We start from the raw sequence: 18,455 nt of genomic DNA, 5'->3' as shown, positions 1-18,455 counted from the left end.
TTAATTCAATATATCCCGTTTCGTAAAGACGGCGAATGAAACAATCAATGCCGCAGCCCCCCAAATGCCCAGTACAGCTAAAGAAAAGGGTAAGGTCATTCCCTCAATGGGGGCGGGGCTTCCAGATAAATAATCGGTTAATTCGAGGTTAACCATAAATAAATATTTAGCACTCTGCCAAGATGAAGCCATGTTTGTCAAAATAGTGCCCGAAATAAGTGCAGCCATCATGACCACGATACTTGCCGCCGTACTTCGTACCAGGACAGATACCATGAAGGCTAACGAAGCTACCACAAGACTGACGAACCAGATCAATCCGGCTTGCAGCATCAGATAATGCCATTGTGGAATCGCGTGTACAGCAGACAAATCCACCGTCGATCCAACAATTTGAAATCCGGTAAATACCGGAACATTAAAACCGCGAAAACCAAAAAACAAGCCTGATATCAGATAGCTAATTACAAATACAGCTAAAATGATGAGCGAGACGAACATATACAATGTCAGCAGCTTGCTCAGCAGTATTTTCCACCGCCTGACTGGGCGAGTCAGCAACATTTTTATCGTGCCTGTCGTCCGTTCTCCAGAAACCAAGTCGGAGGCAATGGCCATAATCAACAGCGGAACGAACAGATTAATGGAATTATCCATAAACTCTCTGGTAAAGGTGACACCACTCGGCTCATTAGGATTCACATCATTTTCCAAATAATATTGCATCTGCTGCACAAAGACCCGACGGTAGGTCTTCCATTCCTCGGGAACCCGGTCACTTCCCAGCGAGTTTTGATTATCGGTAATCGCCTGACGCAGTTCGAGTCGCCAATCATTGCCGAATTTTTCGCGATTGTTTTCTGCCACTTTCATCTGAGCGTACGTAAAAATCGGCACAAGCACAAGTAAAACAAGTAAAATGACATAAAATCGTTTCTTCTTGATAATTTTGAGCGTTTCATTTTGTACGAGCGGTAAAATGTTATTCAAGTATCTCACCTTCCGTCATTTTCAGGAATAGCTGCTCCAGTGTAGGATTGATTTTGGTTACACCTTTAACGGAAATACCGGAAGCCGTCATTTGTGTCACCAGCTCCGCAATATGCTCTTCATCCATTTCTGTAAAAATTGCATCGGCTCCGCTGCCTGCCACAATGCTGTCATCAATTAATTCATCGGCGTTCGTAATTATTTGCACATGCGGAGAATTTTGCAATATGGCAAGACCCTGATCACGAGGCTCCAGTTGCCATACGGCCATGTGCGAGTGCGTATCAACCAATTCCCGTACACCACCTACAGCTAGCACCTTTCCCCGACTTATAATTGCCACCCGATCACATAGCAGCTGGATTTCGCTGAGCAAATGGCTGGAAACAAATACAGCCATGCCTTCTGCCGCTAGCAAACGGATAAAAGCTCTCATTTCCTTGATCCCCTTGGGGTCTAACCCGTTCGTCGGTTCATCCAAAATGAGCAATTTCGGTCTACCAAGCAAGGCTTGGGCTATACCAAGACGCTGGCGCATTCCGAGAGAATACGTACTTACTTTATCATGGATACGGCGATCGAGCCGAACAAGCTCAACGACTTCGCGGATACGCGGCTCGTCTACACCAGGCTGCATACGGGCAAAATGCTCTAAATTCTCCCACCCTGTCAGGTAGCTGTACACCTCTGGATTTTCCACAATAGAACCAATATGCCGCAAAGCCTGCTCAGGGTCACGATTTACATTATGTCCACAGACAGTAATCGTCCCTTCCGTAGGCTTAATTAAATCGACCAGCATACGAATAGTCGTCGTTTTTCCAGCCCCATTAGGACCGAGAAATCCGAAAATTTCACCCGCACGAACGTCGAATGTTACATCATGAATGATCATTTTGCGTTTGATACGTTTCTTAACGCGCTGAACAGAGAGAACTGTTTCGTTATTGCTTCTGTCTCTGCCTGCGCTGCCAACCTGATTGGCGGAATGGAAACTGGACACTGCATCCCTTGATGTCGGATTTTGGGTTATTCCAGCCCCGGTCTTGTCAGCAGATTGGATGCTCATTACTTGTTCCCTCCCTTTTTCACTTCAGCGGGTTGGCTACTTGTAGACTGTTGTTCATTTTCCACTTTATCGGCATCCTTCGTGGTTGCAACTGCAAACCCTTGCGCGATACGTTCAGCGATTGCCTGATAGCCCTGTCCGTTTGGATGAAAATGATCGGAAGATAAATAGACGGGCAAATTTTGCTGGAACAAATCGAAAGTTGGAACCAGAGTCATATTGCTGTTTTGGTTGGTAATTGCCATGGCAGCCAGATTCCATTCTGTGACCACAAGATTACCAGGAATTTTCATTTCCTGCAGATCACTGAATGGATTATATAATCCGACATAGATAATTTTAGCATTCGGATTGATTTTCCCTACCTTTGTCAGCACTTTTTGCAGACGTTTGGCGGCATCAGGCACAGCTTTACGCAAACCACTGAGTGTAGGTGGCTCTTTGCCCGTTTGGGCAGCCTGAGCCCCCTGAAATAAATCATTTCCGCCAATCGAGACAATAATGACGTTAGCCTTTTTCAACACATAAGAAACACCAGGCTCATCCAGCTTGTTCAATAGTCCTTGAGTCGTCAGTCCATTAATCCCCAGATTATTTATGAGCTGAGCCTTATGGCCTTCCTGATTATTTAACAAGCTCACCGACCGACGCACAAAACCACTTCCGGAGTCATCCCCTGTGCCTTTGGCTAGCGAATCTCCAATGGCAGCTACCCGAAACTCTCCCATCTGATTTGTAGCGGATGGCGCAGTTTGTGTCTGCGATGAACCGGAATGCACAGGTTGAGTGCTAACCATTGGCTCTGGAGCCGTGATACTTTGTACTGCTGTAATAAATCCGTACAATAATAGCAATGTGGCGGCAATGGAAACGGAACCGACAGACCGCCAAATCCATTTTGATGAATTCACTCGTGTTCCCTCCTGATAGCTTAGTGAAATAAACATAAGGCTTCTCATATCATTTTGCAAATAAACCGTTCGGAATAAAAGCGCAATAAACGCTTAGAGTCACACATAATTTCCCATGAACATGCAAAAAAAGGATGGCAAATGGCCACCCTTATATTATACTTTCTTGTGCGAATAGTTTATCCTCACAACTCTAATCAGACGAACCAAACTATTTACTATCAGGGATGAAACTTTTGATCCATTGTCCAAAACTGCCCGGATTTCGACTTTGAATCAGTACCGTCCCTTCACCGCGAAAGCGGCATACAAGCGCTTCTCCACTCGTTACGCTGGACAACCAGCCTTTAGATGCTTTTTCAATTTTATAATCCATATAATCCGGCCATGCCACCAGATGAGCATTATCAATAATACGCTCCTCTCCTGGCGCGATGTAAATGGGATGAATGGCTCCGTAAGAGGACAGGAATACCGTACCTCGACCACTGATTTCTACGATAAAAAAACCTTCACCAGAGAATAAACCTTTCATCAGGTTTTGCATTTTGGTGCTAACCTCAATACCTTCCGTGCAAGCCAGAAAACCGTCCTTTTGGACCAACAGTCTATACGTGCCATCCAGTTCCACCGCTTGTACATCACCTATACTGGCAGGGGCTAATAACACCTCAGCCGATCCCCGGGCTGCCCTCAGTTCTTGAAAAAAGAATTTTTCTCCGCTCAGCATTCTGCCTAAACCACGTAACAGTCCACCGTCTACCGTCCCCTTTATATCTACACTGGAAGACATGGAAACCATCGCTCCCATTTCCGCTTTAATCATTTCTCCGGGGTTCAACTGCACCTTGAGCATAGCAAAGGCACCTTCATGCACGATTTCGTAGCTCATTTGTTCACCTGGCTTTCCATAAGTAGTCTGCAATCCATTCAACTTGCTGATATCATACTATAAATACGTCCCTTATGTCTTTTCTGGTATAAAGCAATGGTTATGCCACTGGAGGAATAAGAGACACCAAAAGACCCGCTGAACGTGTCAGCGGGTCTCCAGATTAACGTCACGTCACTATCTTTTCGTAGCAGCGACATGACGTTGTGAACGTATTTACGATCATCTTAGTTACGTGTGAACTCTTGTACCCAATATCCATTGTAGTAAGCCACACCAATTTGTGTATATTCTGCCTTCAAAATATTCTCACGGTGTCCCTGGCTGTTCATCCAGGCTTTCATCACTTCTTGTGGTGTTTGTTGTCCCATGGCAATATTCTCACCCGCATACGTATAAGTTACACCGAATTTTTTCATCATATCAAATGGTGAACCATAGGTCGGAGATGTATGGGAAAAGTAATTGTTCGTACTCATATCCTTCGCCTTGACTAAGGCTACTTCTGTAAGCTTCGCATTCGATGCGAGGGGCTTCAGACCTTTTTGGCTGCGCTCGTTATTTACAAGCTTTACAACCTCAGCTGCAAATTGGGACTTGCTCAGTTGTGCATCCGATCCTGCTGACTGGCCCGCGCCTGAGTTTGTGCTTTGTTTTTGGGTCTGTTGCTTGTTACTAGACTGCGAAGCCTTTTGGCTACCCTGTTTGGTTGTTGCTTGTTTACCGGATGAAGGATTTGCTGTTTTGTTTTTAGCCTTGTCCTTTTCAGAACCATCCTTAATTACGGTCTTTGTTATTGTAGTCGTCCCGTTGGACATATTGACGGTATATCCGTTATTTTGAAACCATTGTTGCAGTTGGGCAGTCAAATCGTCAGCTGGTGAAGCTGATGCCGGAACGATGAATCCTGCGGATAAAATGGCGCTTAGACTTCCCATCACCAGTGTTTTTTTCAACATATTCTTCATTTCGTCATCTCCTTGTTGTATAAATGCCTTGGTGTGAACGCGTCTGGTTACAACTTTGTAATCTTTACTCTAGCAGTATATCATGTTTTATAGAAGGATCAATGGTATAAAAGTTGGAAAAAAAATAGTCCCGCTCGGAATTGACCCATGCGGAACTAAGTTAAAAGTAGTGAGGCTTTAAGTATTAGATTGTCTTGTTATAGGCTGATTATCTAAGCTTTTTGCTGAAACGGTAGCCTTGCTTTTCAAAGCCGATTCGATTGTAGAATGCTCGGGCCTCTACTTGTTTGATGCGGTTATTCGCTCCGGTAATGAATAAATGATAGCATCCTTGCGCACGTCCCCACTCCTCACCACAAGCCACCAGGCGCTTGCCAATGCCCTCGCCGCGATACTCCCCGCTCACGACCAGCATGGTGATTTGTACGGCAGGATCAGGATAAGCCAAGCTTTGAGCCGTATGCATGCCGATTACTCCGACAACACGACCATCCATTTCTGCAACCATCATATTCGCTTGACTGTCCTCCCGCGTTGTTCCCATAACTTCTTTCATTACACCACAAGTCATCGGGTACCCGACTTCTCTTAGTAGTCCAGTTACGGCTTCGCAATCGCCAAGCTCTACGGAACGAATTGTCAGTACTGGAATCATCACATTGTTAGACATGATTTACCTCCACTTTCAGCATATTAGCAGCTTCTTTGGCCGTCTTCCGTGCTGTTTCCACATCTTCTGCAGCGCTAAGCGCTACAGCCATCCGGCGTCCCGGCTTGGTTTCAGGCTTCCCGAACACTCGCACCTGTGTCCGGGGTAGCAATAATGCATCATGCAGACCGCTTATTACAAAATCCCGCGTAGCCACTTCTGCCTTCAAAGTAGCTGAAGCTCCTGGTGTAAGCAGCGTGACGGATGGCACCGGGAATCCGAGAATGGCCCGCACATGAAGCGCAAATTCCGACAAATCCTGCGTGATCATGGTCACCATTCCTGTATCATGCGGACGAGGGGATACTTCACTGAATATGACGCCATCAGCTGTTAAAAACAGCTCTACGCCAAACAATCCGTAACCACCCAGTTCATCCGTAATCGTACGGGCAATGTTCTCCGCCTCCGAAAGCTGCTTGTCCGTCATGCCATGAGGCTGCCAGGATTCGACATAATCCCCATCTTTCTGAATGTGGCCAATCGGTGGGCAAAAAGTCGTACCCGAAACCGATCTGACGGTCAATAAGGTAATTTCGCTCTCAAACGGGACAAAAGCTTCAACAATGACACGTGTTGTTTTGGCACGCGCGCCTTCCAGCGCCGTATTCCAGCAGGATTCTGCATCTTCGAGTGCCCGGCATACAGACTGCCCTTTACCCGACGAACTCATCAAAGGCTTGACCACACATGGCGTGCCCAGCTCATGAACCGCCGACCGCAACTGGTCAAAATTATCTGCAAAACGATAGGCAGCAGTCGGAAGCTGTAATTTCTCGGCAGCCAGCCTGCGGATACCTTCCCGGTCCATCGTAAGACGGGCGGCACGGGCCGTTGGTACTACGTAAAATCCTTCTTGCTCTAATTCTTCCAAAGCACCCGTAGCAATAGCTTCGATTTCAGGTACAATTATGTCGGGCTTTTCCTCACGAATTAGTGCCTTCAACGCCTCAGCATCCTGCATATCCAGACAGTGAGAGCGATGGGCCACCTGCATTGCTGGAGCCAGTTCATAGCGATCAACAGCAATACATTCCACGCCAAGCCGCTGAGCTTCAATAATGACTTCTTTTCCCAATTCGCCGCTACCCAGCAGCAGCATCTTCTTAGCTTTGGCAGAAAAAGGAGCACCCCACATCTTGAACTCTTCCCCCTCTGACGAAATTGCTCTGATCTCTTTTCATCTTTATTTTCAGGGTTTAGCTCCAAGAATGCAATAGTGCTCGGCATTTAAATTTACAAAAAACGCGATTTTTTGATCTTTTTTTTACAAAAATCTGAACTGTGCTTCCACCAGCCCCCGATATATTCCATGTTTTTTCATCAATTGTTCATGATTACCACTTTCTTGGATTTCCCCATGATCCAGTACAACGATATGATCAGCATTCCGGATGGTGGACAAACGGTGAGCGACCATAAACGAAGTTCTGCCTTCCAGTAAAACCTGAAGAGCCTCCTGAATTTTCAACTCCGTTTCCGTATCAATACTGGCTGTTGCTTCATCCAGGATAAGAATTCTCGGATTTGCCAGCAAGGCACGAGCAAAGGATAAGAGCTGTCGCTGGCCCATGGACAACATTCCCCCCCGCTCCTCTACCTCTGTTTCATAGCCAGCTGGCAAGTGAACAATGAATTCATGAGCATTGACCGCCTTCGCAGCCGCTTCAATTTCCTCATCCGTTGCATCCAATCGGCCAAATCGGATATTATCGCGTATCGTCCCCGAAAAAATAAATGTATCCTGAAGCACAATGCTTATCTGGCTTCGCAAGCTCTCCACCGTGACATCGCGCACATCATGGCCATCAATCGTAAGCCGCCCTGACGTAATGTCATAAAAACGGCTGAGCAGATTAATAATTGTACTTTTACCTGATCCGGTATGACCCACAAGCGCTATAGATTGACCCGCTTCAACAGAGAGATTGATACCTTTAAGCGCCTGACGTCCCTTTTCATATTCAAAAATGACCTTTTCAAATTGGATATCGCCCCGTATGGGCGGCAAATCTTTTGCTCCCGGTTTGTTCGCAATATTCGGCTGTTCATCCATAAACTCAAAAATTCGTTCTGACGAAGCCATCGCAACCAGTAGCTGATTATACATTTGGCCCAGCCGATTAATCGGCTCCCAAAAGTTCCCAACATAGTTAGCAAACGCAACCAGTAATCCCACCGTAAGCTGATCTGTCTGAATTAAATGCGCTCCAAACCAGAACAGCACAAGCGTACCAAATCCTCCGGTAATATCAATAAGTGGGCCAAAGACCTGATTCATGGCAGAAGCCTTATCCCACGATTTTTTGCTAGAGCTGTTCATATCGTCGAAATAAGCCATGTTTTCCTGCTCCTGCGTATACGCTTGTGTCACACGAATCCCCTGAATGGACTCATTCAAATGAGAGTTGATACGCGAGTTCTTCATACGGACTTCTTGCCAAGCGCGGCGGATGCGTACGCGCAGCTTGGTCGAGATCAAAAACATGATCGGAACGGTCACAATTACCGCCAAACCGAGCTTCCAGTTAATAAGCAGCAAAATGACAATAATTCCGATAAGCTGTACGCAGTCAATCAGGACATTCACTGCACCGTTCGTAAAAAGATCCTGTAGCGAGTTAATGTCATTTGTCACGCGCACTAATACAGAACCTGCTGGTCTCTTATCAAAAAAGTTAAAGGATAGCTTTTGAATATGCTTGAATAAATCTTCACGCAAATCGTAAATAACCCGTTGACCGATAATATTGGTGAATTTAATGCGGTATGTGCTGGCTGCCCATTGAATTAAATATAACAAGAGCACGGCACCCGTGATGAGCAGCAGTAACTTTACGCTGGGCAGTGCAGGCCATGCGGGAGCAATTGCCTTATCAATGGCCAGACTGATCAAATAAGGAACGGTCAGCTTAGTAATGGTGCCGAGAATCATCATGACCAGAAGGATCGGCAGAATCTGACGGGCATAAGGCTTCATGTATGCCAGCAAACGTTTGAATTCTGACCAGTTAAACGGTTTGTCAATGACATCATCATCTTGATAGACAAAGCGTTCATTCGTTGGCTTTTTTAACGGTTTGACTTTTTCTGCGGGTATATTCATGGTCTCACCTGCCCTTCGGATACACCGTCTGGAGCCTGAGCTATGTAATCGGCGTATTGAATATGATACACATCCTGATATGGACCTGGAGTAGCAATGAGCTGTTCATGTGTTCCACGCTGGACGATTCGTCCTTCCTCAAGCACCACAATCTCATTGGCATGACGAAGTGAAGAGATTCGATGAGCAATTATAAATGTTGTTCGACCACGCATAACCTCTTGAAAACCGGTCTGTATTTCATGCTCTGTCTCCATATCAACCGCACTGGTAGCATCATCCAGTACCAGAATTTTCGGATTTTTGAGTAGTGCGCGCGCGATGGCGATCCGTTGTTTCTGCCCTCCGGACAGTCCCAATCCACGTTCTCCGACGACAGTGTCATATCCCAGCGGTAGTTCAGTTATGAATTCATGTGCCTGAGCCAGTTTGGAAACGCGTATGATGTCATCCATACTGACATGACTTAATCCATATGAAATATTGTTGCGTATAGAGGACGAAAACAAAAACGTCTCCTGAAACACGGAAGAAATTTGAGCACGTAAATCGCGAATCTTCAAGTGACGTATATCCTTGCCATCCAACTTGATACTTCCTGCATTCACATTATAAGCGCGCATGAGTAATTGAATAATGGTAGACTTCCCTGACCCCGTTCCGCCTAAAATTCCAATGACTGATCCCGGAGGTGCGTCTAAATTGATGTCAACAACAGCAGGGAGCTTATTTCCGTAAGCAAAGGTAACATGTTCAAACGTAACATGTCCTTCCACCTGATCGGCATCGAGTTTAAGTGCTCCGGCTTCATCGGTTACATCTATGGACTGATTTAGCAGTTCCAAGACCCTTTCACCAGAAGCTTTGGACTGCGTATAGTTATTGATATGAAAGCCAATGCTCCAGATGGGGCCGATAATATACCAAATTAAGCTAAAGAAAGCGACGAGCTGCCCCAAGGTCATTGACTTCTGAATGACCAGATACCCCCCCATGCCCAACAGCAGGACCACACTGACAGAAGCTATCAGTTCCATTGCGGGGAAAAACCGACTCCATAAGGAAGCAGCCTGAATTTGATTACTTTTGTATTGCTCATTACGTACTGAAAATTTCTCAACTTCATATGATTCGCGGGCAAAAGATTTGACGGTTCGCACACCTGTTATATTTTCTTGGACCGCTGTCGTCAAGGCGCTAAGGGCAATCCGCATTTCCTGAAAGGTGGGATGAATCCGGGATTCAAACTTGAATGTGACGAAGAGTAGCAATGGCATGCTGATCATCGTAATGAGGGTGAGCTGCCAGTTAATATACAGCATCATCATAGAGCCGAATACGACCATCAGTAGCACATTGAGGAGTTGGGCAAAACCAAACCCGATAAAGTTACGAATTGCCTCCAAATCACCAGTCAGTCGGGACATGAGATCCCCCGTTTTGGCAGTGTCATAATATCTGAAGGACAGAAATTGCAGCTTTTCGTAACAAGCATTGCGGAGTCGGTACGCCAAGTAGTTACCTAGCCGTCCACCAAAAAAACCATGTAAAAATTGCATGAACCCTTTGATGATGACTACTCCCAGCACAGTCAGAGCCAGCGCCGGGACTTTCCCGAAGTCACCGGGGATGATAGCGTTATCAATTAGCCTTTGGAGCAGGTTCGGATACACCAGTCCCAGGGCCGTCGCTATCGCAAGGCATAAAATAGAAAGAAACAGATAGTGTCTCCTCTCGCGAAAAAAAACTTGCAGTTGCCTGAGCACTTCCATGTCAATGTCCCTCCATTAGTTGCACGACGTTGTTATATGGCTTAGTGAAGTTTACCATTCGCTTTCCAAGGGGGCAAAGAGGATAACAAGCCGTATTCAGGCAGGTTATCAATTGGTGGGTGATTAGACAAATTAAATCGCTTTCTTATTATTGAATATGGCTATTTACTCAGTATTGCTTTCTTTTTGGAGCATGCATAAAACACCGGGTTGTCCCACAACCCGGTGTCCTGAACTTAAATAAATGGTGTACTTATTTATCTTTACTCCAAAGCCGCAATCTTGCCAGCAAGCTCTTCCCAAACCTGTGGCTGCTCACCGCCCATAAGGGCATGCTCCATGCTACGAGTCGTCTCCAGCATTTGCTCTCGAAGCTGAGCTTTCTGCCACATTTGTTCCTCCTGCATCAGCGTAACGTAAAAAGAAGACATTCGTTCTCGTTGCTGATCCACAGCTTCCCCGATTCGCTGGCGTAATATCGGCTCCAGTTTGGTTTGTAGATTCGCTCGCCCAGTTCCTTCAAAAAATAGCTTTGGATTTTTAAAGCTATTCCAATAGTCCTTCCAATGAATAGACTCCTGCAGGGAAATTTCATTCAGCTCGGGAACAGCCCAGTTTCTGGATTCAGGAATCGTACAAACTAGTCCTTGCAACTGATGGTTCATGTGTTCTACGCACTGTTGTATAGTCTTGTGTACCAAAATTTGGCCCGTTTTTTCCAGCCGGAGTGTGGTTGCCAGCAATTCCTGAGACAGCTCCAGTTCGATTAAACGCATCAGCTCACGACCACAAGATGCAAAAGCCGAACGAAGATCACCTACTCCTTCACGCAGAACAGATGGATGAAAAGCCTCTGCCATAAATTCTCCAGTCCGATAGGACAGCCTTTGACGTACATGATACAGCAATTCATCGGTTTCACCCGATAACACAGATGCACCGTTGCTGTCAGTCAGGCCTAGGAGCGTATGCTCCAATTCTCCACGGATGCGAGTTAATCGCTCTAATCGAATCTCACGTTCTTCCTCGCTATACCGGGCATCGGTTGCATGTTGCTCTATGCGGTTCCGCAGCCGACCCAGTTCCTGCATAGCAGAAGCAATGGACAAACCTGCCAGCTCTTCGGCTGCAAATGCTGAAAAATCATCTTCAAATGCATCAAAACGTGAAGCTGAACGCAGCGAAGCCTCTCCCTGTTCGGCAGCTTCCAACGCCAGCATACTGGAAAGCGGATAAATACGTGGTTTTCGGATTCCATTCGCCTGTAGTTGTTCCTGTACATGCCGGGTAACAGAATGCAGTTCTTCTTCAGAAGAAGCCAGATCTGATGCATTAACTATAAAAAACGTCTGATCCAGCGCCAAGGTCTCTTTAACTCGACCTAGTTGGTTCAGGAACTGGCGATCACCTTGCGTAAACGCATGGTTATAATAGGTGACAAATACAAGAGCGTCCGCATGCTTCATATAGTTGAAAGTCACGCCTGTGTGTCGTGCATTCACAGAATCCGCTCCTGGCGTATCCACTAGCACGATGCCCTGACGGGTCAGAGCGCAATCATAATAAAGGTCGATATGCTCCACAAAGCATGATTTGTGCTCAGACGCAACAAAATCCCGATACTGCTCTAAATCCACCTGAAGCTGTTCTCCCAGCAAGCTTTCAGCTTCTTCCCATCCGGCTGCAGCAGCCTTCAAAAAACTATAATGAGGCCTGCCCGCAGGATGGATGCCTTCCGGAGATAAAGCATGAACGGCTTCTTGCCAGCCCGCTGCCGCGGGTTCCCCCAATCCTAATAGCCGAAATGAGTATTTAAGATCTTCCCGCAACGCGTCCACTGATTTCATATGGACGTCGGCCGTGGCATGGCGCTCAGCACTTGCAGGCGCCATTATGCGGTTAATCGCCGCTGTCGTTGGATGCGGCGATACGGGCAACACAGCTTCACCCAGCAAAGCGTTGGCGAAGCTGGATTTCCCAGCGCTGAACGCTCCGAACAGCGCCAACGTAAACTGCCCGCCCTCCAGCGCAGCGGCGCGGGCATGTAAAGCCCGTACCGCCGCTTGCATGGCAGGGTACGGGCTTACCAGGGCAGCGGCAGCCTTCAATCGGGCCGCTGCTGCATCCAGCCGCGTGCGGCGGCCTCCGGCGGCAGGCTGTGCTGACGCCGTTCCTGCTAGCGGCTGCGCCGATGCGTTGCGCGAGCCAGCGATGCCAGGACGCGCAACGCCCGTTGGCGCCGCAGCTAGCGAGACATCGCCGGTATCGGACGCCGGTGCAGGCGCGTCCGCACGGGGCAAGCCGCCTGGCGCGGACGCCTGCGGCAGCAAGCTGCGCAGCAGGCTGGCGTGCGAAGCCGAGGCCTGCACGCGGGTGCTGTAGCGGCTCGCCGCGTCCGCCTGCGCCAGCAGCGCAGTGCGTGCATCCGCGAGAGCCGCGCGGCGGGCTTCGGCTCGCACTGCAAGCTGGGCCAGCAGCTGGTCTACCAGCGTTAGCGCCTTACGGCGACATTCGGCGGTCACAGCAGCGCGTAGATCCTTGCAATAGTTCAACGTATACTCCGGCGACAACGCATTTTCCTTCACCGTCTGCTCTACCAGTTGCCGGTCCGTCACAGGGCGGATGTCATCCAGCTCCTGCTCCATCGCAGCGGACCACAAACCCTGACTGTCACCCCAAGACCTCAGTAGCTCCCGTACATGGGGAAGCAATTGTCCCTCCACCTGATCAGTCAGCATTCCTGTCAGCCGTTCCAAACGGCTTTCCTTTTCTCGCTCAGTCTTTCCTCCTGCAAACCATATTCCTGTTTTGAAGCCCGGCTTGCGGCTCTCTAAGTATTCGCCTGCGGCTTCACGTAGCTCCGCTGGCGTCAAATGTGCGTGTTCCAGTAAATGATCCAGCTCTTGACGCAGTCGTTTACGCTCCTGCTCCGGAAGCACCTTCCAGTGTTCATCTTCTTGCTGCAAGGTTTTCTGCTCTATATCCAGGCGCAAAATGGCTTCTTCTCCACCTGCTTCTTTTAACAGTGTGTTCAGTTCCTCTTCTTCAGCTGCCTGCACAGTCTCCACGTGTTGCTCTACCAAATGATGCATAGAGGACACTAAACTGTATGCCAAAAGCTCTGTTTTTCGCTCCAGCAATTTCGGAATCAGGTACGTCAACTGTTTCCACTGGTTCCATGGATGATTCTGCTCCTTCAAGGAAGTAAAGAGGATATCCGTATAATGAACCTGCCAGGCATGAAAGCTGGTCTCCACCTCATTACGATAACGTGTAAATGAAAGCTCTCGCTCCCGGTGTTTATCGATTTGATTGATGATCAAATATAATGGCTTGCCCCAATCCGACAAACTTTTGGCAAAGGACAAATTATTTTCAGATTGGACATGATTGTAATCCATCACATAAAAAACAATATCTGCCCAATGTAAAGCAGAATGTGTCGCCAGCGCATGTCCGTGGTCTGTGGAATCTACGCCTGGTGTATCCAGCAGCACTCCTCCGCTAGATAATATCGGAACATCCTCCCACACTTGAACCGATTCATAGGCTCCACCATTTTTACAATACTCAGCAAGCTCGGACAGGGAGGCTTCCATGCTTTCCGGCTCTGGATTTTCCGCTGATTTGGCTGGATGAATGAGCGCTCTCGGACGTCCATAACGGATGGACACTACATTAGCGCTCGTAGGCACCGGTCCAGACGGCAGCACAGTTTTACCACACAGGCTGTTAATCAAGCTCGATTTACCCGCTGAAAAATGTCCACAAAAGGCAATGGTCAGCTCCTGCGCATATGCTTTTTCCAGCAGATCACCTATCGCCTTCGCTCCCGCTTCATCCCCGGCTTTACGCAATGTACTCTGTATCTGTTCTATCGTATCCAACCACTTTCCCGCATCTCCTGTAATCGTTTGCATCATAAGCTACGGTTCCACTCCTTATCACTTGTCTGCACCAAATAGCTATATTGTAGCATTCCTAAGCCGTTGTGAGAATCATCACATCAAAAAAACTAAACAGCGCTCCCCGCCAGTACTTGGCATTAGGGAACGCTGTTTTCGTACATGATAATAATAAGTTCATTTTATTCTGTTCAAAACGGATCATTAAAAATAAATATTTAGGCAACCGAATGCAATTCATCAAAGCCCTCAAAGAGCACCGACGAAGCAAGATATGTATACAACGGGTGAGCCTGCTCATCACGTACATTCACCTTTTAGAACATGGGGAACGCGACACCATAATTCAGGGTCAAAATGTATGCACACTTCATTGGAACGAGGCTCTATCCATATCAGGATGGTCTGCAAGGTTCGTGTATATATGCGCCTTCGGGCTGGTTAAACCAGCCGAGCCGCCTACACCGGAACATGCAACGCATGTCGTCCGCGAATTGAACTTAATTGGCTGCAGTCTCAAGCACTGGCAGCAAAATTTCAAATACTTGACCATGCTGTAAAATCGTAATCCCACGGGATTTGTCCTTCATTACGACCACTTCTGGCTTTTGTGACATACGCTCCAGATAATGTTCAGGTACATCACCGGAATGACTAACTGTGATTCCCTCAAGCTCGCGCTCTTCGTTTTCAGCAAATTCTGTTGTTACAATTTGCTCAAAAATATCAGAGAACGCTTCAAAATTGTCTGTATATACCGAAATGCACTTCATACTCTTCATCCTTTTCTACACATAAATGGTTAAACCCTCTGTTACTCTGTGGGTCTTTAAGCTCTACGTTCCTTATCTTTTCTGATAAGAGACGTTTTCATACGTTTCTTGCCTTCCCTGCACACATCAAGTAACGGACATACCTGACATTGAGGATTTTGAGCTTTACAATGGTAGCGTCCGAAAAAAATAAGCCTGTGGTGGGTCAAAGACCATTCATCCCTAGGTACCCTCTTCATCAGCTTTTTTTCCACCTCAAGCACTGAATCATCCCACCCTGCAAAACCGAGCCGTTTGGAAATACGCTCTACATGCGTATCTACCGCAATAGCCGGTACATTAAAAGCAGTAGATACTACGACGTTAGCCGTCTTACGGCCAACACCGGGTAGCTTAACCAGTTGATCGTGCTCCGAAGGTATCTCTCCCCCGTACTGGTCTATTAAAATACGACAGAGGTTATGAATATGCTTGGCCTTGTTTCGGTACAAGCCGATTCTGCGAATATCCTGCTCCAGTTCCTCAAGAGGAACAGCCAAATAATCCTCAGGTGACTTGTATTTTTGAAACAGGTCTGCCGTTACTTTATTGACCATCTGATCGGAGCATTGAGCAGACAATAACACGGCGATCGTTAATTCAAAAGCATTGTCATGGTTCAACTCACAATGGGCATCCGGAAACATCGTACCGATGGTGTCCAATATATGACGTGCGGTTGCTGCATTCACGGAAATCCTACCTCCTACCAAAAAAAACGTCTTGATACGGGATAGCCCGCATCAAGACGGTCACTCTAAATAATCATCCGGAAAGAAACGAATACTATTTGTGCATGACTGCCTGCATAGGCGAGAAATACACTCCTATATTATCATTATCTGTCACAGATTGCACGTGAAAAGTGTGTAAATCTCCAAGAAATTTTCATACTGTCTGATCGGTTAGCGGCTCATGGGATGATCCAAATCTACATGTCCCATTAAGGACTCTAAAGATTGACCATCTACGAGCAAATCCAGCGTTTTGACTTCCTTGAATTGGAACATCGTTTTCTTCAAGGCATCGATAGCTAATTCCTCGCCACCAGCTCCCAATCGAGCCTCGTCCGGCAGAGAAATATCAAAAGTCAATGCACCGTTATCTAATTTGATCTTATGCACGGAAATTTTCTCGGACCACAACGGGATAAGAGCAGAATCCCCACTCTTTTGCAGAGCTTCAAACGCTTTTTGCAATTTTTCCAGCTCGCTTGGATAGGTAATTTCCTTTTTCTGTTCTTTCAAGCCGTTCTCTTGTGTATCCGTATAGTACACCGTAATCTGCTGTGTTTGTCGATCTCCTGAATTTTCCGTGTCCGTCTTGGTCTTTGTAGGCTCTGTTGACGGAGATGCAGGTGTTTGACTCGCCCCATTATTTTCAGCAGATTGAGCCGAAGGTTCAGGAGTCGTCTGTTCAGGTGTACTATTTTGTGCATTCGAAGTTTGTGTTTCCTGAGATGGAGTCGCAGGAGCCGTTGTTTGCTTAGAGGCACACCCTGCACCTGCAATGGCAAACAGTGCCAGCAGACCTGCAATTACGATTTTCTTGTTCATATGTCCCCCTCCTTGCTTGACGTTGACAAGCGATTTGTTGAAGATCTATTTTACGTCGAGATACTCTGTGATTCCATCTGCAATCCCTTGAGCTACCCGGTTTTGAAAATCTTCATCAAACAGTGTGGCTTCCTCTTTTGCATTACTCAGATATCCTACTTCAAGCAATACGGCTGGCATAGTCGTTTCCCGAATTACATGGAAATTGCCATAACGAATGCCTCGGTCTGTCAGACCCGTCGCAGGAGCAAAGTACTTATGCATAACGTTAGCGAACGCTTTGCTTGCACTACGCTGGTAATACGTCTCTGTACCGTTGGAGGCTGAGCTACCGCTGCTGTTAGCATGAATGGACACGAACACGTTAGCATTAAGGTTTTCAGCTACTTTTACGCGCTGTTTAAGCTCCAAGAATGTATCATCACTGCGTGTCAGCACAACCTCAAGCTTGGGGTTCTGCTTTAATATGCTTTCTACTTTCAGAGCCATAGCTAAGTTGAAGGTCTTTTCATAATTTTTTCTTGAAACACCAACTGCTCCAGAATCTTTTGCTCCATGGCCAGCATCAATAACAACGACCTTTTTACCATTGCTGTTAGTTGGTGATGTCTGCGTGTCATCCGGCTGTGAGCCATCTGGTAACGTTGCGTCTGGCGTGGTATTCACAGAATCTTTGGAAGCCAGATCGACGATAACACGATTCGAACCATCATTATATGCGGTATAATTCATGGCATGTTTCAAATCAATAACAACGCGCACCGTTGAAGGTTCCTTTTGGAATAAAGCATAACGGATACCGGACACATCCGCTTCATTCTCAATGTCCAGCGAACCATTTAAGTTGCTATCCAGCTTTTGCTGCTCTCCGAAATTGTCAGCAAACGCAGTCGCTGGCAAATCCACCACTACCCGATCAGGGCCTGCCATCGTAAACGCTTTCGGCTTGACGGCACTGGCTGTTGTGATGGTTAAACGGTTTTGGCTGAAACTAACTCCCTGCACCTGTGTAACACCTGAGTTCGCATTATTCGTTGGTGCAGTAACACTACCAGTATCTGTACTGTTATTTCCGGACTTGGGAGGTGTAAATTCCCCGTTTCCAGACCCGCTACTGCGGGTATATAATTTTACGGACTTGGAGCTGCTGTCCCATTTTACGTCCAGTCCCATTTGCTCGCCGATAAAACGAAGCGGTACAAGGGCATAATTGGAACGCAGCAGAGGCGAAGCATCCAGACTAATGTCGCTTCCATTGACAGTCGCCGTCTTACTTCCGATTATCATTCGGATCGAGGTACTGTCTTTCTCAATCGTTATGGTTCGCGCCTGCTGCTTCCATGTCACGTCATATCCCAAATTTTCAGAAATTACGCGTAGCGGGACCATTGTACTTCCGCCAATTACTTGTGCCTTAGCACCACTAGGGACACTTAACTGTTGATCGTCGAGATAGATTTGTGTTCCACTCGAAGCCGCATGTCCATAACCCGGAACCGCCCACATGAAGACAAATAATAACAACAAAAAACCAAATTTCTTCATTCGTCACCCTTCCATTCATAATTTTTTTGCCACATGCTCCGGTGCGGCGACCTGATATACGCGCTTATGTAATATCAGACAACCTTATAGACGTTATCTCACACCAAAAGTTGCGAATATATTCCATCATAACAGAAATATACGTGCCAAAGAACTATTTTTGTCGAATTTTGACTAAAAATATAGATCATTCGCTTTCCGTCAAAAGTCACAGCCAAAA

14 protein-coding genes are annotated in these 18,455 nt (G+C 46.8%); all 14 read right to left on the bottom strand.

Annotated features, from left to right (window positions below; all coding sequences use genetic code 11):
- Window positions 1-990, bottom strand: coding sequence for an ABC transporter permease (locus MKX59_RS12255; RefSeq protein WP_023989072.1), 990 nt, complete (start codon window positions 988-990; stop codon window positions 1-3).
- Window positions 983-2,059 carry an ABC transporter ATP-binding protein gene (locus MKX59_RS12250; protein WP_028540691.1) on the bottom strand — a complete coding sequence of 359 codons (1,077 nt, stop codon included), beginning with the start codon at window positions 2,057-2,059 and terminating at the stop codon, window positions 983-985. The genes MKX59_RS12255 and MKX59_RS12250 overlap by 8 nt, the downstream gene beginning before the upstream one ends.
- Complete coding sequence (locus tag MKX59_RS12245) at window positions 2,059-3,006, bottom strand: GDSL-type esterase/lipase family protein (RefSeq protein ID WP_071558576.1); 948 nt, start codon at window positions 3,004-3,006, stop codon at window positions 2,059-2,061. The genes MKX59_RS12250 and MKX59_RS12245 overlap by 1 nt, the downstream gene beginning before the upstream one ends.
- Before the next feature lie 175 nt (window positions 3,007-3,181).
- The gene (locus tag MKX59_RS12240; RefSeq protein ID WP_023989075.1) at window positions 3,182-3,862 is read right to left on the bottom strand and encodes a TIGR00266 family protein; all 681 of its coding nucleotides are present in this window, start codon (window positions 3,860-3,862) and stop codon (window positions 3,182-3,184) included.
- Between the two features lie 227 nt (window positions 3,863-4,089).
- Window positions 4,090-4,830, bottom strand: coding sequence for a CAP domain-containing protein (locus MKX59_RS12235; protein WP_028540689.1), 741 nt, complete (start codon window positions 4,828-4,830; stop codon window positions 4,090-4,092).
- Between the two features lie 208 nt (window positions 4,831-5,038).
- A complete protein-coding gene (locus MKX59_RS12230) occupies window positions 5,039-5,500 on the bottom strand; it encodes a GNAT family N-acetyltransferase (protein WP_013310623.1) in 462 nt (153 codons plus the stop codon).
- Window positions 5,493-6,677, bottom strand: coding sequence for a formate-dependent phosphoribosylglycinamide formyltransferase (purT, locus tag MKX59_RS12225; RefSeq protein WP_071558575.1), 1,185 nt, complete (start codon window positions 6,675-6,677; stop codon window positions 5,493-5,495). The genes MKX59_RS12230 and purT overlap by 8 nt, the downstream gene beginning before the upstream one ends.
- A gap of 129 nt (window positions 6,678-6,806) precedes the next feature.
- Window positions 6,807-8,645: an ABC transporter ATP-binding protein gene (locus tag MKX59_RS12220; RefSeq protein ID WP_028540688.1), complete on the bottom strand. Its 1,839-nt coding sequence runs from the start codon at window positions 8,643-8,645 to the stop codon at window positions 6,807-6,809.
- Window positions 8,642-10,417 carry an ABC transporter ATP-binding protein gene (locus tag MKX59_RS12215; RefSeq protein WP_023989079.1) on the bottom strand — a complete coding sequence of 592 codons (1,776 nt, stop codon included), beginning with the start codon at window positions 10,415-10,417 and terminating at the stop codon, window positions 8,642-8,644. Before MKX59_RS12215 ends, MKX59_RS12220 begins: the two co-directional genes overlap by 4 nt.
- Before the next feature lie 263 nt (window positions 10,418-10,680).
- Window positions 10,681-14,340, bottom strand: coding sequence for a dynamin family protein (locus MKX59_RS12210; protein WP_340858439.1), 3,660 nt, complete (start codon window positions 14,338-14,340; stop codon window positions 10,681-10,683).
- 482 nt (window positions 14,341-14,822) lie between these two features.
- Complete coding sequence (locus MKX59_RS12200) at window positions 14,823-15,095, bottom strand: hypothetical protein (RefSeq protein ID WP_013310628.1); 273 nt, start codon at window positions 15,093-15,095, stop codon at window positions 14,823-14,825.
- A 56-nt stretch (window positions 15,096-15,151) separates the two neighbouring features.
- On the bottom strand, window positions 15,152-15,826 hold the full coding sequence (gene nth, locus MKX59_RS12195) for an endonuclease III (RefSeq protein WP_023989081.1): 675 nt from the start codon (window positions 15,824-15,826) through the stop codon (window positions 15,152-15,154).
- A 213-nt stretch (window positions 15,827-16,039) separates the two neighbouring features.
- A complete protein-coding gene (locus MKX59_RS12190; RefSeq protein WP_023989082.1) occupies window positions 16,040-16,690 on the bottom strand; it encodes a GerMN domain-containing protein in 651 nt (216 codons plus the stop codon).
- 45 nt (window positions 16,691-16,735) lie between these two features.
- Window positions 16,736-18,235 (bottom strand): N-acetylmuramoyl-L-alanine amidase family protein, encoded by a 1,500-nt coding sequence (locus MKX59_RS12185; protein ID WP_340858438.1) that lies wholly within the window; start codon window positions 18,233-18,235, stop codon window positions 16,736-16,738.
- Window positions 18,236-18,455 lie beyond the last annotated feature (220 nt).

It is taken from the genome of Paenibacillus sp. FSL R7-0340, assembly GCF_038002205.1.
In the GTDB taxonomy this organism is placed as follows: Bacteria; Bacillota; Bacilli; order Paenibacillales; family Paenibacillaceae; genus Paenibacillus; species Paenibacillus polymyxa_B.
Note: the sequence above shows the minus strand (reverse complement) of the source record. Positions and strands in the feature narration are given on the sequence as shown.

What these genes read in the sequence shown, in the direction of transcription:
- MKX59_RS12250 (WP_028540691.1), bottom strand. Translation starts at nt 2,059, where the DNA reads ATGAGCATCCAATCTGCTGACAAGACCGGGGCTGGAATAACCCAAAAT.
- MKX59_RS12245 (WP_071558576.1), bottom strand. Translation starts at nt 3,006, where the DNA reads ATGTTTATTTCACTAAGCTATCAGGAGGGAACACGAGTGAATTCATCA.
- MKX59_RS12240 (WP_023989075.1), bottom strand. Translation starts at nt 3,862, where the DNA reads ATGAGCTACGAAATCGTGCATGAAGGTGCCTTTGCTATGCTCAAGGTG.
- MKX59_RS12235 (WP_028540689.1), bottom strand. Translation starts at nt 4,830, where the DNA reads ATGAAGAATATGTTGAAAAAAACACTGGTGATGGGAAGTCTAAGCGCC.
- MKX59_RS12230 (WP_013310623.1), bottom strand. Translation starts at nt 5,500, where the DNA reads ATGTCTAACAATGTGATGATTCCAGTACTGACAATTCGTTCCGTAGAG.
- purT (WP_071558575.1), bottom strand. Translation starts at nt 6,677, where the DNA reads ATGTGGGGTGCTCCTTTTTCTGCCAAAGCTAAGAAGATGCTGCTGCTG.
- MKX59_RS12220 (WP_028540688.1), bottom strand. Translation starts at nt 8,645, where the DNA reads ATGAATATACCCGCAGAAAAAGTCAAACCGTTAAAAAAGCCAACGAAT.
- MKX59_RS12215 (WP_023989079.1), bottom strand. Translation starts at nt 10,417, where the DNA reads ATGGAAGTGCTCAGGCAACTGCAAGTTTTTTTTCGCGAGAGGAGACAC.
- MKX59_RS12210 (WP_340858439.1), bottom strand. Translation starts at nt 14,340, where the DNA reads ATGATGCAAACGATTACAGGAGATGCGGGAAAGTGGTTGGATACGATA.
- MKX59_RS12200 (WP_013310628.1), bottom strand. Translation starts at nt 15,095, where the DNA reads ATGAAGTGCATTTCGGTATATACAGACAATTTTGAAGCGTTCTCTGAT.
- MKX59_RS12190 (WP_023989082.1), bottom strand. Translation starts at nt 16,690, where the DNA reads ATGAACAAGAAAATCGTAATTGCAGGTCTGCTGGCACTGTTTGCCATT.
- MKX59_RS12185 (WP_340858438.1), bottom strand. Translation starts at nt 18,235, where the DNA reads ATGAAGAAATTTGGTTTTTTGTTGTTATTATTTGTCTTCATGTGGGCG.